11 protein-coding genes and 1 pseudogene are annotated in these 14,330 nt (G+C 71.7%); 7 read left to right on the top strand and 5 right to left on the bottom strand.

Annotated elements, in window-relative coordinates:
• Nucleotides 1-99 precede the first annotated feature (99 nt).
• From mnmG to ACFSCV_RS09390, 4 genes are read left to right on the top strand one after another with little or no spacing between them, the layout of a single operon-like run.
• Entirely contained in the window at nucleotides 100-1,968 is a 1,869-nt protein-coding gene (mnmG, locus tag ACFSCV_RS09405; protein WP_378799232.1) for a tRNA uridine-5-carboxymethylaminomethyl(34) synthesis enzyme MnmG, read from the top strand.
• On the top strand, nucleotides 1,968-2,627 hold the full coding sequence (rsmG, locus tag ACFSCV_RS09400) for a 16S rRNA (guanine(527)-N(7))-methyltransferase RsmG (protein WP_378799230.1): 660 nt from the start codon (nucleotides 1,968-1,970) through the stop codon (nucleotides 2,625-2,627). The genes mnmG and rsmG overlap by 1 nt, the downstream gene beginning before the upstream one ends.
• Before the next feature lie 36 nt (nucleotides 2,628-2,663).
• Complete coding sequence (locus ACFSCV_RS09395) at nucleotides 2,664-3,488, top strand: ParA family protein (RefSeq protein ID WP_378799228.1); 825 nt, start codon at nucleotides 2,664-2,666, stop codon at nucleotides 3,486-3,488.
• Between the two features lie 18 nt (nucleotides 3,489-3,506).
• Nucleotides 3,507-4,379 (top strand): ParB/RepB/Spo0J family partition protein, encoded by an 873-nt coding sequence (locus ACFSCV_RS09390; protein ID WP_271202064.1) that lies wholly within the window; start codon nucleotides 3,507-3,509, stop codon nucleotides 4,377-4,379.
• A 179-nt stretch (nucleotides 4,380-4,558) separates the two neighbouring features.
• Here the strand turns inward: ACFSCV_RS09390 and holA are convergent, their stop codons facing one another.
• The 4 genes and pseudogenes from holA to leuS all read right to left on the bottom strand — a co-directional run bounded on the left by holA (nucleotide 4,559) and on the right by leuS (nucleotide 10,208).
• Nucleotides 4,559-5,590, bottom strand: coding sequence for a DNA polymerase III subunit delta (holA, locus tag ACFSCV_RS09385; protein ID WP_378799226.1), 1,032 nt, complete (start codon nucleotides 5,588-5,590; stop codon nucleotides 4,559-4,561).
• A 170-nt stretch (nucleotides 5,591-5,760) separates the two neighbouring features.
• Nucleotides 5,761-6,945: pseudogene (locus ACFSCV_RS09380) on the bottom strand (L,D-transpeptidase family protein); the annotation flags it as partial.
• Nucleotides 6,946-7,060: 115 nt separating this feature from the next.
• A complete protein-coding gene (gene lptE, locus ACFSCV_RS09375) occupies nucleotides 7,061-7,615 on the bottom strand; it encodes an LPS assembly lipoprotein LptE (protein WP_378799222.1) in 555 nt (184 codons plus the stop codon).
• Entirely contained in the window at nucleotides 7,602-10,208 is a 2,607-nt protein-coding gene (gene leuS / locus ACFSCV_RS09370) for a leucine--tRNA ligase (protein WP_378799220.1), read from the bottom strand. The genes lptE and leuS overlap by 14 nt, the downstream gene beginning before the upstream one ends.
• A gap of 182 nt (nucleotides 10,209-10,390) precedes the next feature.
• Here leuS and ACFSCV_RS09365 point away from each other — a divergent pair, with 182 nt between their 5' ends.
• On the top strand, nucleotides 10,391-11,071 hold the full coding sequence (locus ACFSCV_RS09365; RefSeq protein WP_378799218.1) for a YggS family pyridoxal phosphate-dependent enzyme: 681 nt from the start codon (nucleotides 10,391-10,393) through the stop codon (nucleotides 11,069-11,071).
• Nucleotides 11,072-11,371: 300 nt separating this feature from the next.
• Entirely contained in the window at nucleotides 11,372-11,701 is a 330-nt protein-coding gene (gene hmuQ, locus ACFSCV_RS09360; RefSeq protein ID WP_271202070.1) for an antibiotic biosynthesis monooxygenase family protein, read from the top strand.
• A gap of 3 nt (nucleotides 11,702-11,704) precedes the next feature.
• On the opposite strand, the gene ACFSCV_RS09355 is transcribed toward hmuQ, so the two are convergent.
• A complete protein-coding gene (locus tag ACFSCV_RS09355; RefSeq protein ID WP_378799215.1) occupies nucleotides 11,705-12,424 on the bottom strand; it encodes a tetratricopeptide repeat protein in 720 nt (239 codons plus the stop codon).
• A 56-nt stretch (nucleotides 12,425-12,480) separates the two neighbouring features.
• Between ACFSCV_RS09355 and ggt the strand changes: the two genes are divergently transcribed.
• Nucleotides 12,481-14,286: a gamma-glutamyltransferase gene (gene ggt, locus ACFSCV_RS09350; RefSeq protein ID WP_378799213.1), complete on the top strand. Its 1,806-nt coding sequence runs from the start codon at nucleotides 12,481-12,483 to the stop codon at nucleotides 14,284-14,286.
• The last annotated feature ends 44 nt before the right edge of the window (nucleotides 14,287-14,330 follow it).

Genomic DNA, 14,330 nt, shown 5'->3' with positions numbered 1-14,330 from the left:
GGGTTCGCCCGATGTTTCACGTGAAACACGGGGACGCGTTGCGACCCGGCGACGGGAGCGCTATGCGTGCGCAACTCTTCGCGTCAGGGATCGGATGAGATGCGGACGTCCTTCGACGTCATCGTTGTGGGCGGCGGCCATGCCGGCTGCGAGGCGGCCGCGGCCGCGGCGCGGACGGGGGCCGCGACCGCGCTCGTGACCCACCGCGCCGACACCATCGGCGCCATGTCCTGCAACCCGGCGATCGGCGGGCTCGGCAAGGGCCATCTCGTGCGCGAGGTCGACGCGCTCGACGGTTTGATGGGCCGGGTGGCCGACGCCGGTGGCATCCAGTTCCGCATGCTGAACCGGCGCAAGGGGCCGGCCGTGCGCGGACCCCGCGCCCAGGCCGACCGCAAGCTCTACGCCGCCGCGATGCAGGAAGCGCTGGCGGCGACCAAGGGCCTGACCATCGTCGAGGCCGAGGTCGACGACCTGATCGTCTCCGACGGCCGCGTCACAGGCGTCCTCCTCGCTGACGGGCGCTCCATGCCGGCCGGCGCGGTGGTGCTGACGACCGGCACCTTCCTGCGCGGGCTGATCCACATCGGCGACCAGACGACGCCGGCCGGCCGCGCGGGCGAGGCGCCGGCGCTCGGCCTGTCGAAGCGGCTGGAGGCGGCTGGCTTCGCGCTCGGCCGGCTCAAGACCGGAACCCCTCCCCGGCTCGACGGCCGCACGATCGACTTCGGGAGCCTTGAGGAGCAGCCCGGCGACGAGCCGCCGGAGCCGTTCTCGACGCTGACGCGGGCGATCACGACGCCGCAGACGGTGTGCCACATCACCCGCACCACCGCCGAGACCCACGCCATCATCCGAGCCGACATCGGCCGGTCGGCGATGTATTCCGGCCGGATCGAGAGCCGCGGGCCGCGCTACTGCCCGTCGATCGAGGACAAGGTGGTCCGCTTCGGCGACCGCGAGAGCCACCAGATCTTCCTCGAGCCCGAAGGGCTCGACGACCCCACGATCTACCCGAACGGGATTTCGACCTCGCTGCCGGCGGACGTGCAGCTCCGCCTCGTGCGGTCGATCCCCGGGCTGGAGCGCGTCGAGATCCTGCGGCCGGGCTACGCCATCGAATACGACCATGTCGATCCGCGCGAGCTGCAGCCGACGCTGGAGGCCAAGCGGCTTCCGGGGCTGTTCCTGGCGGGGCAGATCAACGGCACCACCGGCTATGAGGAGGCGGCGGCGCAAGGGTTGCTCGCCGGGCTCAACGCCGCCCGGCGCGCCGGCGGCTCCCACGGCGCCGTGTTCGATCGCGCCGAGGCCTATCTTGGCGTCATGGTCGACGACCTCGTCACCCGCGGCGTGACCGAGCCCTACCGCATGTTCACCTCGCGGGCGGAGTACCGCCTGAGCCTGCGCGCCGACAACGCCGACCTGCGGCTGACGGCGCGGGGCGAGGCGCTCGGCTGCGTCGGCGTCGCGCGCGCCGCCGCCTTCGCGGACAAGGCCGGCCGGCTGGCCGCCGCGACGGCGCTCGCCCGCTCGCTGTCGCTGACGCCCAACGAAGCGGAAAGCTTCGGCGTCGCGGTCAATCGCGACGGACGGCGGCGCAGCGCCTTTGACCTGCTGTCGCTGCCGGACGTGGGGACGGACGTGCTCGTCCGCATCTGGCCGGCGTTCCGCGAGATCGACGCCGCGACGCTGGCGCAGCTCGAGATCGAGGCGTCCTACGCCGTCTATCTGGACCGGCAGGAGACCGACGTCCGGCGCTACCGCTCCGAGGAAGCCGCCGCGATTCCCGCCGACATCGACTATGCCGGCCTGCCCGGCCTGTCGGCGGAGCTTCAGTCCAAGCTCAAGGCGGTCGCGCCGCGCACGCTCGGACAGGCCGGCCGGATCGAGGGCATGACGCCGGCGGCGCTGACGCTGATCGCAGCGCGGGCGCGCAGGGCCGGCGCCGGCAAGGCCGCGGGCTGATGGGGGTCGATCCGGCGGCGCGCGGAACGGACCGGGCCGCGGCGGAGCGGCTGGTCGATGTTTCACGTGAAACATGGACGCGGTGGGAAGCGCTGGTCGCCGCCCTCGACAAGTGGCAGGCGACCATGAACCTGGTCGCCCCCAACACGCTTGCCACGGTGTGGACACGCCACGTCGCCGATGGGGCGCAACTCCTCCCCCTCGCCCCGCAGGACGCCCGGATGTGGGTCGATCTCGGCTCCGGCGGCGGCTTTCCCGGCCTCGTCGTGGCCGCCGCGCTCGCGGGCCGCACGCAGGTCCATCTGGTCGAGAGCAATCTCAAGAAGGCGGCGTTCCTGCGCGAGGCGGCGCGCACCATGGACGTCGCCGTTACGGTCCACGCCGCGCGGGCGGAAGCCGTGCTCGGGCCGGTCGTGCCCCGGGCGGACGTCGTCAGCGCGCGGGCGCTGGCGCCGCTCGCCGATCTCATCGCCATGGCGGCGCCGCTGTTGAAAACCGGCGCCGTCGGCCTGTTTCCAAAGGGCGAGAAGGCCGAGGCCGAATTGACCGCGGCGGCGAAATCCTGGAACATTAACGCATCGTTTCACCCGAGCCTCACCGAGCCGGACGCCCGCATCGTGCGCGTCGACGGGCTGGCGGAGCGTCGGGGAGCCGAGTGATCCTGTTCCAAGGATGTTCGCCCCGGAGCTTCCGCCATGCTGTCGACCAAGTTCCCCGCCGGCGCGCCGCGGGTTCTGACCCTCGCCAATCAGAAGGGTGGCGTCGGCAAGACCACGACGGCGATCAACCTCGGCACCGCGCTGGCCGCGATCGGCGAAAGCGTGCTGATCGTCGATCTCGACCCGCAGGGCAACGCCTCCACCGGCCTCGGCATCGATCGCAGGGCGCGGCGGCTCTCGACCTACGACGTGCTGGTCGGCGAGGCGACGCTCGCCGAGACCATCCACGAGACGGTGGTGCCGCGGCTGCACCTCGCCCCGTCGACCATGGACCTGCTCGGCGTCGAGCTGGAGATCGCGTCGGAGAAGGACCGCGCCTTCCGCCTGCGCGACGCGATCCACGCGCTGCACGACGCCGGCGTCGAGAACCGCCGCTACACCTATGTGCTGGTGGACTGCCCGCCCTCGCTCAACCTGTTGACGATCAACGCCATGGCGGCCGCCAACGCCATCGTGGTGCCGCTGCAGTGCGAGTTCTTCGCCCTGGAGGGCCTCAGCCAGTTGCTGAAGACGGTGGAGCAGGTGCGCGTGTCGCTCAATCCGGGCCTCAGCATCCATGGCGTGGTGCTGACCATGTTCGATCCGCGCAACAACCTCTCCGGCCAGGTCGTGGCGGACGTGCGCGAATTCATGGGCGAGAAGGTCTATGAGACCATGATCCCCCGCAACGTGCGGGTGTCGGAGGCGCCGTCCTACGGAAAGCCGGTGCTGCTGTACGACCTGAAGTGCCACGGTTCGCAGGCCTATCTCCGCCTCGCCTCCGAGGTGATCCAGCGCGAGCGCACGTTGCGCGCGGCCTGACGCGCGCCAGGAGGCATCATGTCGGAAGAACCCAGCCGCTCGCGCCTCGGGCGCGGATTGGCCGCCCTGATCGGCGACGTCGGCGACGAGACGGCTGTGATGGAGCGCTCACGCGGCCAGCGGCGGGCGCCGATCGCGCACCTGCGGCCCTCGAAGGCCAATCCCCGCCGCCATTTCGACGAGGCCCATCTGGAGGATCTCGTCGCCTCGGTGCGCGAGAAGGGCGTGATCCAGCCGATCCTCGTCCGAAGGCTGCCGGGCGAGAGCGAGGCGTTCGAGATTATCGCCGGCGAACGGCGCTGGCGCGCGGCGCAGCGGGCCGGTGTGCACGACGCGCCGATCGTCGTGCTGGACGTGACAGAACGCGAGGCGCTCGAGATCGCCATCGTCGAGAACGTCCAGCGCGCCGATCTCAACGCCATCGACGAGGCCGCGGGCTATGACCAGCTCATGAGCCAGTTCGCCTACCGGCAGGAGGACCTGGCGCGCGTCATCGGCAAGAGCCGCAGCCACATCGCCAACACGCTGCGCCTGCTGAAGCTGCCGGACTTGGTGAAGAGCTATGTTGTGAAGGGCGCGCTCAGCGCCGGCCACGCCCGCGCGCTGCTCGCGCTGCCCGATCCCGAGACCGCCGCAAACAAGGCGGTGGCGAAGGGCCTGTCCGTGCGCGAGGTCGAGGCCATGGCCCGCGCGCCGGAGATCAAGTCGATGGACGGGCTCCGCAAACAGAAGCCCGCGAAGGACGCCGACACGCGCGCGCTCGAGGCCGCGCTGTCGGACGCGCTCGGCCTCGACGTCTCGATCACCGCGCGAGGCGCCGGCGGCGAGGTGACGGTGCGTTACCGCTCGCTTGAGCAGCTCGATCTGGTGGCGCGGCGTCTCAGGGGCTGATTTTCGTCCGCCGGACGCCGGGAAACACGCCCATGCGGCGCAGCGGCCTTCAGGAGGCCGCTGGCGGCTTGTCCGGTCCGCGGGTCGTATCCGCCCCGGCGATGTGCGAAAGCGCCGCCGGTGACTCTCCCTGCAGGTCGCGAAAATGCGCGCCGATTGCAACTCTTGCGCGAAAAGGCTCAGCGCATGAGCCGGCCGGCCTCGATCGCGATCGCGAGCAGCGCGCGTTCGGCGACCGCCTCCCCGATCGCGCCGGCTTTTCGACCGGCGGCCACCGCGTCGGCGAGCTTCGTCACGGCTTCGCCGAGCCGCTCGTTGGTCCAGGCGCCCAGCGCCCGCTCCACCGCGGCCTTGCGGCGGAAGTGGAACAGAAAGCCGTTGGCCTCCATCACCGCCCGCGCGCTGCGGGCGGCGTCGACGTCGCCGCGCAGCCGATGCAGCGTCAGCGCATGGCGGAGCGCGCCGCCGGCCACCACGGATGCGGGCATGCCGCCCGCGCGCAGCGTCTTGAGCGCGGCGGTCATGTCGGCGGCGCGGCCGGCGAAGGCGGCGTCGATCGCGACGTCCATGCCGACGTCGCCGGCGTCGGCGACCACCGCCTCCACGTCGTCGGCGTCGATGCGGCCCTTGTCCATAGCGTAGAGGCAAAGCTTGCGCACCTCGCCGCGCGCGGCGAGCCGGTCGGGCCCAAGGTGCGCGGCGAGCAGGGCGCGTGCGTCGGGCGAGATCGAGAGGCCGGCCTCGCGCGTCTCCTCGTCGATCAGCCGGTCGCGCGCGCCGGCTTCGTCCGGAAAGCACGGCAGCGCGGCGGCGCGCGGGCTTTTCTCGCACAGGGCGCGCAAGGGGTTGTTCTTCTTGAGGTCGCCCGCTTCCAGGATGACGAGCGACTCGGGCTCGGGTCCCGACAGCAGGCCCTCGGCGGCCAGGACCATGGCGCGCCCGCCGACGCGGACGCGGATCACGCGCTTGCCGCCGAACAGGGCGATGGTGCGGGCCTCGTCCGCCAGCCGTCCGGGATCGGAGGCGAGGTCGTCGCCCTCGAGGCGCACCAGCGCGAACGGGTCGTCCGAGCCTTCGAGCGCACGGGCGGCGAGCCGCTCGCATCGCTCGGACACCAGCCCGGAATCGGGGCCGTAGATCAGGACGGCGAAGACGCCCGCCTGAGGCTTGGCGAGGAAGGCGTCGACGCCGGAGGTTTTGATCGCGACCATGGCCGAGTTGTCGCGGGAGGCGGGCCCGGGGTCAACGCCGAAGGGGTCGGACGCGACCTTCTTGTCCCGGCTCAAGGCCGGGACAAGAGCCGCGGTCAATACGGCACGGCGCGCGCGGGCGTGATCCCTGTGGTCAGCGGCTCGGTCTCCGCCGTCTGCGGCAGCTCCGGCTCGCGGAAATCGACCGGGACGCCCGGCGCGACGAGGTGCGCGAGCTCGTTCGCGTCCCAGTTCGTCAGGCGCACGCAGCCATGGCTGTTGGTCTTGTCGATCTTGGAGGGCTCGGGGGTGCCGTGCAGGCCGTAGGTCGGCTTGTCGAGGCCGATCCAGACCGAGCCGACCGGCGCGTTCGGTCCCGGAGGCAGCCGCAGGGCCTTGGTGTTCTCGCCCTGCTGGAAGTTCACCTTGGGCCGGTACCAGTATTCCGGGTTGATCGCGATCGCCTTCACCGCGTGCACGCCGGTCGGCGACGGCAGATCGGCGCTGCCGATGGTGGCGGGGTAGGACGCGACGAGGCGGCCGGCGAGATCGTAGGCGAAGATCTGCCGCCGGCCCTTGTCGGCGACGATGCTCGCGACCTTGGCCTTTTGGGGCGAGCCGGGATTGGCGACCGTGATGACCGAGCCCGCCATCGTGAAATCGACATCAGGATTTAGCCGGCGAAGGAATCCTTCGTCCATGTGGAAGCGCTCAGCCAGCATCTCCACAGGGTCCCGGTAGCCTGCGGCCGGCAGCTGGGCCTGCTCGGCATAATCAGCCGGCAAAACAGGAGTGAACGGACCCGCGACGTCCTTCTCCGTGAGCTCGTAGGAGACCAGCACAGGTTCGCTCGACACGCTTTCGAGCCGCGCCCACAGCTCGGCGTCCATGACGCCGTCGACGGGGTGGCCGATCATCATCTCGAAGGCCGCGATCGCCTTGGCCACGTTGCCGCCGTTGATGCCGTCGATCACGCCGGGCGAGGCGTGGGCGCGGTCGAGCAGCACCTGCAGCTTGATCATGCGGGGGTCGGCGTGCTGCCCCTTCGGATAGGGCGCGTCGGAATAGACCGCGTCGTTCGCGAGCGCGATCAGCAGGTCGACGGGATAGGCCTCCGCGACCGGGGCGGGCCGGGCGGGTTTCGGCGCCGGCCTGCGGGCGGTCGCCGGCGGAACGGGCTCCGCGGGACGCACGCCCTCGAGCGGCAGGCGGTGAGGTTCGGCGTCGACGCTGCCGGTGGTCTCGGGGATCGACAGCATCTCCCCGATGGCGTCCACGGGACGCTCGTCGTCGAAAGGAGCGCCTTGCGCGGCCGCCTCGCCCACGGCCAGAGCGGCCGCGAGCGTCAGCGCGATTGCGAGCTTGCCGTCACCCACGCGACGATCTCCCAGAGCTTCGGCGGCCCGAGAGGGGGCCGGCTTGCGTCTGGAGGATCGCCCAGCAGGGTAAACAAAAGGCGCCGCGCGGGCCTTCCGCCCGCGGTTCGCGGCGTCAGCGCCCGGTGGCGAAGTACCCCTGCAGCCGGGTGCGGATCTTCTCGGCGATCTGCTGCGCCGCCCGGTCCTCGGCGTCGCGCTGGGCGCGGATGTCGGCGAAACGCTGCAGCGAGTAGTTGTAGGACGCGGTCGCGAACTCCTGGCCCTTGATGATGGGGTCGAGACGTCCGGCGGGCTTCAGGATGTAGTCCGCGGTCAGCGACACCGTGCGGGTCTCGGGCTGGCCGGTGAACGGGTCCACGATCGGCGACTGGCCGCGCTGGCTCAGCGCGACGTCGAGCCGGTAGGCGATCGGTCCCGCGGCGTCGCCGCCGCGCAGCAGGAAGATCAGCTCGTTGCGCATCTTCAGGCCGACGCGGCCCTCGATCGGCGTGACGTCGACGCGCTTGAGGTTGACTGCGACCGGCCCCGCGTCGCCCGTCGCCGACGGCGACTCGGGCGCGTAGACCGGCCGGAAGCAGCCGGCGAGGGCGAGCGACAGGCCGGCGGCGAGGCCGGCACGGATCAGGGTGCGGCGCGCGGGCCGGAACTCGATGTCAGGCGACGACATTCACGATCCTCTGCGGCACGACGATGATCTTGCGGATCGGCTTGTCGCCGACGGCCTTTGCGACGGCTTCGAGCTCGCGCACGGCCTTTTCGATCGAGGCGGCGTCCGCCTCGCGCGCGACGGTGATCTCGTCGCGCTTCTTGCCGTTGACCTGCACGGGCAGGGTGACGACGTCGGAGGCGAGCAGCGCGGGATCAGCCTTCGGCCACGGCGTCTCGGCGACGAGAACGGCATGTCCGAGCGCCGCCCACGACTCCTCGGCCAGATGCGGCATGAAGGGAGCCACGATCTGCACGAGGATTTGGGCGGCCTCGCGCAGCGCGAAGGCCATGTCGTCGGAGGCGTCGGCCTGCAGCGCCTGTCCCAGCGCGTTGGCGAGCTCGTAGGCCGCCGCGACGCAGCGGTTGAACCGCAAGCGCTCAATGTCCTCCTCGACGCGAGCGAGCGCGCCGTGCGCCGCGCGCCGCAGCGTCTCGGCCGCAGGGCCGACGTTCGCCGGCGCCGCAGCTCCGGACGGCGCGCCCCGCGCGGCGGCCTCGTTCACGAGACGCCACACGCGCTGCACGAAGCGGCTCGCGCCCTCGACGCCGGCCTCGGTCCAGATCACGTCGCGCTCGGGCGGGCTGTCGGACAGCATGAACCAGCGGGCGGTGTCCGCGCCGTAGGATCCGAGAATGTCGTTGGGGTCGACGACGTTCTTCTTCGACTTCGACATCTTTTCGATCGCGCCGATCTCGACGGCGGAGCCGTCCGAAAGGCGCGTCGCGGCGCGGGCGCCGCCGTCTTCGGAGATCCGGATGTCGGCCGGCGCGACCCATTGGCCGTCCGCGTCCTTGTAGGTCTCGTGGACGACCATGCCCTGCGTGAACAGGCCGGCGAAGGGCTCGTCGAGGCCGACATGGCCGGTCGCCTTCATCGCGCGGGTGAAGAAGCGCGAATAGAGCAGGTGCAGGATCGCGTGCTCGACGCCGCCGATGTACTGGTCGACCGGCAGCCAGCGGTCCGCGGTCGCCTTCACGGTCGGGGAGGCGGCCTTCGGGTCGGTGAAGCGGGCGTAGTACCAGGACGAGTCCACGAAGGTGTCCATCGTGTCGGTTTCGCGCCGCGCCGGACCGCCGCACTGCGGGCAGGGCACGTTGCGCCACGCGTCGTGCCGGTCGAGCGGGTTGCCCGGCTGGTCGAAGGTCACGTCGTCGGGCAGGCGCACCGGCAGCTGGTCGTCCGGCACGGGGACCACGCCGCAGGCGTCGCAATGGATGACCGGGATCGGGCAGCCCCAGTAGCGCTGGCGGGAGATGCCCCAGTCGCGCAGACGCCAGTTGACCTTGCGAGCGGCGACCGGACGGCCGTTCAGCTCCGCGGCCTCCAGCTGGCGCGCGACCTCCTGGAAGGCGGCGGCCGGGCTCAGGCCGTCGAGGAAGCGCGAATTGATCATCACGCCGTCGCCGTCATAGGCGACGTTGTCGATCGCGACCGAGGTGGGGTCCGCGCCCTCAGGCGCGACGACCGGGGTCACCGGCAGGCCGTAGGCGCGCGCGAAGTCGAGGTCGCGCTGGTCGTGCGCCGGGCAGCCGAAGATGGCGCCCGTGCCGTAGTCCATCAGCACGAAGTTCGCGACGTAGACCGGCAGCTCCCAGGACGGGTCGAACGGATGCGCGACGCGCAGGCCGGTGTCGTAGCCCTTCTTCTCCGCGGTCTCGAGCGCGGCGACGCTGGTGCCCGCGCGGCGGCACTCCTCGACGAAGCTCGCGAGCGCGGGATTGCTCTCGGCCAGAGCCCGGGCGATCGGATGGTCGGCCGACAGCGCGACGAAGCTCGCGCCGAACAGCGTGTCCGGCCGCGTGGTGTAGACCTCGACCTCGGAGGCGTCGTTCGCGCCCGCCACGGCGAACCGCACCGTCAGCCCTTCCGAGCGGCCGATCCAGTTCTTCTGCATGGTCCGGACCTTCTCCGGCCAGCGCGTCAGCCCGTCGAGCGCCGACAGCAGGTCCTCGGAGAAGTCGGTGATTTTCAGGAACCACTGGGTCAGCTCGCGCTGCTCCACCGGCGCGCCCGAGCGCCAGCCGCGGCCGTCGATCACCTGCTCGTTGGCGAGCACGGTGTTGTCGACCGGGTCCCAGTTCACCTTGGACTTGCGGCGGTAGGCGAGGCCGGCCTTCAGGAAGTCCAGGAACAGCTTCTGCTGCTGGGCGTAATAGTCCGGATCGCAGGTCGCGATCTCGCGGCTCCAGTCCAGCGACAGGCCGATCGCCTTCAGCTGGTCGCGCATGGTCGCGATGTTGTCGTAGGTCCAGGCCTTGGGATGGACCTTCTTCTCGATCGCGGCGTTCTCCGCCGGCAGGCCGAAGGCGTCCCAGCCCATCGGGTGCATGACCGCGAAGCCCTTGGCGCGCTTGTAGCGCGCGACGACGTCGCCCATCGCGTAGTTGCGCACGTGCCCCATGTGGATGCGCCCCGACGGATAGGGGAACATCTCCAGCACGTAGTAGTTCGGCCGCGGGTCCCCGGCGTCGGTCTGGAACAGCTTGCGCTCGTCCCAGCTCTTCTGCCAGCGGGGCTCGGCCTCTCGCGCGTCGTAGCGCTCGGTGGTCATGGGGATGTACGCCAGGTCTCGTAGGGTCACGCGATGCGACGGCGCAGGCCGCAGGGGCGCGCACGGTCGCGCGGACATTCGCCCGAACGGCCGTCCCGGGTCAACCGAAGCGCGCCGCGCGGCCTTGAGAACGTCGGCGTCGCGTCCTATTGGCCACCCTTGGACGCTCACGGGACCCGATCATGACCGACGCATCGAACGCCCCCGCACGACTGGCCGCGGTCCGCGCCGCGCTCGCCAAGGCCGAACGCGCGGCCGGACGGCCGGAGGGCGACGTTGGGCTGGTCGCGGTGTCGAAGACCTTTCCGGCCGAAGACGTTGCGCCGGTGCTCGAGGCCGGGCAGCGGCTGTTCGGCGAGAACCGCGTGCAGGAGGCCAAGGCCAAGTGGCCGGCGCTGCGCGAGCGCTTCCCCGGCGTGGAGCTGCACCTGATCGGGCCGCTGCAGTCGAACAAGGCGGCGGAGGCGGTGGCGCTGTTCGACGTGATCCACACCGTCGACCGGCCGAAGATCGCGCAGGCGCTCGCCAAGGAGATCGCGGCGCAGGGGCGCGCGCCGCGACTCTATGTGGAGGTGAACGTCGGCGGCGAGGCGCAGAAGGCCGGCGTCCTCCCGGAGGAGACCGACGCGTTCCTCGCGCGCTGCCGCGACGAGTTCGGCCTGACGATCGAGGGGCTTATGTGCATCCCGCCGTTCGACGAACCGCCGGTGCCCTACTTCGCGCTGCTCGACAAGATCGCTCGCCGCAACGGGCTGAAGGGCCTGTCGATGGGCATGAGCGCGGACTTCACCGACGCCGTGCCCTTCGGCGCGACGCTGGTGCGGGTGGGAAGCGCGATTTTCGGGAGCCGGCCGAAGCCGTGACGCGAACCGGAGCGGGAGAAGGGTCGCTCGGGGTTGGAAAACGCCCCTCTCCCGTCCGATCGGATGCCGGTACGCTGAAACCTGATCCGGCGATGACGTCCGCAGCAAGCGGCGCGCCAGTCGTGGTGAACCACCCTTAACGCTAGCAGTAGCGTCCGGGCGGTGGCGACGCCCCAGATATCGATCGCTCCGCCGTGGGCGTTTCGCATCGGGCGTCGCAATTTGCGAGCGCGCTCGCATTTTGCGAGACCTGTCGCCCGGTCCGGCCGGTCGGGCCGCCGACGCTTCGAGGAGAACGCCATGTTCGTCGCCATGAATCGCTTCAAGGTCTTCGCCGCCGAGGCCGAGGCGTTCGAGACCGTGTGGCGCGAGCGCGACCGCCATCTCGGCGAGGTGCCGGGCTTCGTTGCGTTCCACCTGCTCAAGGGGGCGGCCGACGGCGACACCGTGCTCTACGCCTCCCACACCATCTGGCGCTCGCGCGAGGACTTCGAGGCCTGGACGCGGTCGGAGGCGTTCCGCGCGGCGCATCGCAACGCCGGCCAGAACAAGCCGATGTACGCCGGCCATCCCCAGTTCGAGGGTTTCGAGGCCGTGCTTGAGGAGAAGGCGGGCCGGGAGGCCGCCTGAGAGTCAGGCCGCGGGCCGGGCGGCCTTCTGCGGCTTCGCAGGGCCTGCGCCTGCGCGGGCCTTGAGGCTCTGCACGAGCGCGAGGTTCGCGCGCACGCTCTCGCCGGCCTTAGGGCTCTGGGCGGCCATCGCGAGCGTCTGTTCGGCGCGGGCCAGATCGTTGTTCAGCGCGTAGGACAGCCCGAGGTTGGACAGCACCGAAGGTTCGCCCGGCGCGATCTTGAGCGCGGACTCGTAATAGGCGCGGGCTTCCGCGGACCGGCCGAGCTGGTCCAGCGCCGCGCCCTGCGCGTTCAGGATCCGCCAGTCGGGCTGCTCGGGGGTGTGGGCGTTGGCGAGCGCGTTCAGCGCGTCCTGATAGCGGCCGGCGTCGACCAGCGCGCGCCCATAGGCGCCGACGATCTGCTTCTGCTGCGGGTGCTTGATGCTCGCGCTTTCGAGCACCGCGAGCGCCTGGGCCCGCTGGCCGAGCGCGCGCAACGTGGTTCCGTAGGCGAAGGCCGTCGCGGCGTCGTTGGGGTTGCGCTGGTAAGCGGCGGCGTATTTCTCGGACATCTGCCGCAGCCGCGCCTCGCGCGTCTCCGGCGTCGCCACCGAACGGGAGGCGCTGGTCGGCATGATGGACCCGGTGACGCCGCGATCGGCCATGCAGCCGGCGAGGGCGGCGGCGAGCGTCGCCACGGCGATGAGGCGGCCGGCCTTGGCGCGCGCGCTGGACGTCATGACGAAGGCACCCCTAAGGTCGCAAGGTCCGGCGGGACCCCATGCCCCGGTCATAAATGGTTAACCCTAAGAGCAGGTTAACGGCCTTCGTCCTGAGGAGATTCGTGCGCGTTCCGATCGCCCGCCTCGCCGCCGTTTCGGTCCTGCTGGCGCTGGCCGTCCCGGCGCCGGCGGAGGAGGCGGCCGCGCGATTCGACCGTGCTCCGCCGGAGATCGCGAGCGGCTTCTCTCCGAAGCCGCTGGTCCGCGCCGAGCGCTGGATGGCCGTGACGGCGCATCCGCTGGCGAGCGCCGCCGCCGCCGACATCCTGCGCGCGGGCGGCGACGCGGTCGACGCGGCGGTCGCGGCGCAGCTCGTGCTGGGGCTGGTCGAGCCGCAGTCCTCCGGGCTCGGCGGCGGCGCGTTCGCGCTGGTGTGGCGGGCGGAGGAACGGCGGCTGACGACGCTCGACGGCCGCGAGACCGCGCCGGCGGCCGCGACGCCCGAGCTGTTCCTCGACGACGACGGCAAGCCGCTCGGCCGGCTGGAGGCCATGATCGGCGGCCGCTCGGTCGGCGCGCCGGGAACGCCGCGCCTGCTCGAGGCGCTGCATGCCAAAGGCGGGAAGCGGCCATGGGCGGAGCTGTTCGCGCCCGCGATCCGTCTGGCGCGGGAGGGCTTCGCGGTGACGCCGCGGCTCGCCGCGCAGGTCGCGGCCGACGCTTCGCGGCTCGCGCTGTCGCCGGCGACGCGGGACTACTTCCTTCCGGGCGGCCGCCCGGTCGCGGCCGGCGACCTGCTCCGCAATCCGGCCTACGCCGACACGCTCGAGGCGCTGCGCGACGGCGGCGCGGACGCCTTCTACGCCGGGCCGATCGCGGACGACGTGGTCGCCGCGGCGCGCTCCGCCGCCCGGCCCGGCGCGCTCGCGGCCGAGGACCTGAAGCGCTACCGCGTGATCGAGCGCGAGCCGGTCTGCGCGCCCTACCGCGTCTACGAGGTCTGCGGCATGGGCCCGCCCTCGTCCGGCGGGATCGCGATCGCGCAGATCCTCGGCATGCTGGAGCCGACCGACCTCGCGCGCCTCGGACCGGACAGCGCCGAGGCGTGGCGGCGGATCGGCGACGCCTCGCGCCTCGCCTTCGCCGACCGCGAGCTCTACGTCGCCGACCCGACCTTCGCGCCGCAGCCGGTCGCCGGACTGGTCGCGCGCGACTACCTGCGGGATCGCGCCCGCCTGCTGGAGCGCGGCCGCGCTCTCGACGCCGCCGAGCCCGGCCGGCCCAAGGGGTCGCGCACGCTCAACCTCGCGCCCGGCCGGGCGCACGACGTTCCGGCGACCAGCCACCTGTCGATCGTCGACGCGCAGGGCAACGTGGTCTCGATGACGACCACGATCGAGGCGGGCTTCGGGTCGCGCCTGATGGCGCGGGGCTTCCTGCTCAACAACGAGCTGACGGACTTCTCCTTCATCCCCGACCGCGACGGCCGGCCGGTGGCGAACCGCGTCGAGCCGGGCAAGCGGCCGCGTTCGACCATGGCGCCGACGATCGTGTTCCGCGACGGCCGCCCGACGCTCGCGGTCGGCTCGCCCGGCGGCAGCCAGATCGTTGGCTACGTGCTGAAGACGCTGGTCGCCCATCTCGACTGGGGGCTGGACGTGGCGCAGGCCGCGGCGCTGCCGAACATGCTGAACCGCTACGGGCCGTTCGAGCTGGAGAAGGGGACCGCGGCCGAGGCGCTGGCGTCGCCCCTGCGCCAGCTCGGCTTCGGCATCGAGACCGACGACCTGACCTCTGGCGTCCATGCGATCGCGATCGGGCCTCACGGGCTCGAAGGCGGCGCCGATCCGAGGCGGGAGGGCGTCGCGATCGGCGAATGAAGGCCGTCGCGTTTTCGGCTCCGCGGGTCTATGCCTCGGGCCCC

Source organism: Methylopila henanensis (genome assembly GCF_042681025.1).
Taxonomy (GTDB): domain Bacteria; phylum Pseudomonadota; class Alphaproteobacteria; order Rhizobiales; family Methylopilaceae; genus Methylopila; species Methylopila henanensis.
This window is presented reverse-complemented; position numbering and strand designations above follow the sequence as displayed.

Coding starts and splice junctions, on each gene's coding strand:
- mnmG (WP_378799232.1), top strand. CDS start 100: ATGCGGACGTCCTTCGACGTCATCGTTGTGGGCGGCGGCCATGCCGGC.
- rsmG (WP_378799230.1), top strand. CDS start 1,968: ATGGGGGTCGATCCGGCGGCGCGCGGAACGGACCGGGCCGCGGCGGAG.
- ACFSCV_RS09395 (WP_378799228.1), top strand. CDS start 2,664: ATGCTGTCGACCAAGTTCCCCGCCGGCGCGCCGCGGGTTCTGACCCTC.
- ACFSCV_RS09390 (WP_271202064.1), top strand. CDS start 3,507: ATGTCGGAAGAACCCAGCCGCTCGCGCCTCGGGCGCGGATTGGCCGCC.
- holA (WP_378799226.1), bottom strand. CDS start 5,590: ATGGTCGCGATCAAAACCTCCGGCGTCGACGCCTTCCTCGCCAAGCCT.
- lptE (WP_378799222.1), bottom strand. CDS start 7,615: ATGTCGTCGCCTGACATCGAGTTCCGGCCCGCGCGCCGCACCCTGATC.
- leuS (WP_378799220.1), bottom strand. CDS start 10,208: ATGACCACCGAGCGCTACGACGCGCGAGAGGCCGAGCCCCGCTGGCAG.
- ACFSCV_RS09365 (WP_378799218.1), top strand. CDS start 10,391: ATGACCGACGCATCGAACGCCCCCGCACGACTGGCCGCGGTCCGCGCC.
- hmuQ (WP_271202070.1), top strand. CDS start 11,372: ATGTTCGTCGCCATGAATCGCTTCAAGGTCTTCGCCGCCGAGGCCGAG.
- ACFSCV_RS09355 (WP_378799215.1), bottom strand. CDS start 12,424: ATGACGTCCAGCGCGCGCGCCAAGGCCGGCCGCCTCATCGCCGTGGCG.
- ggt (WP_378799213.1), top strand. CDS start 12,481: ATGGTTAACCCTAAGAGCAGGTTAACGGCCTTCGTCCTGAGGAGATTC.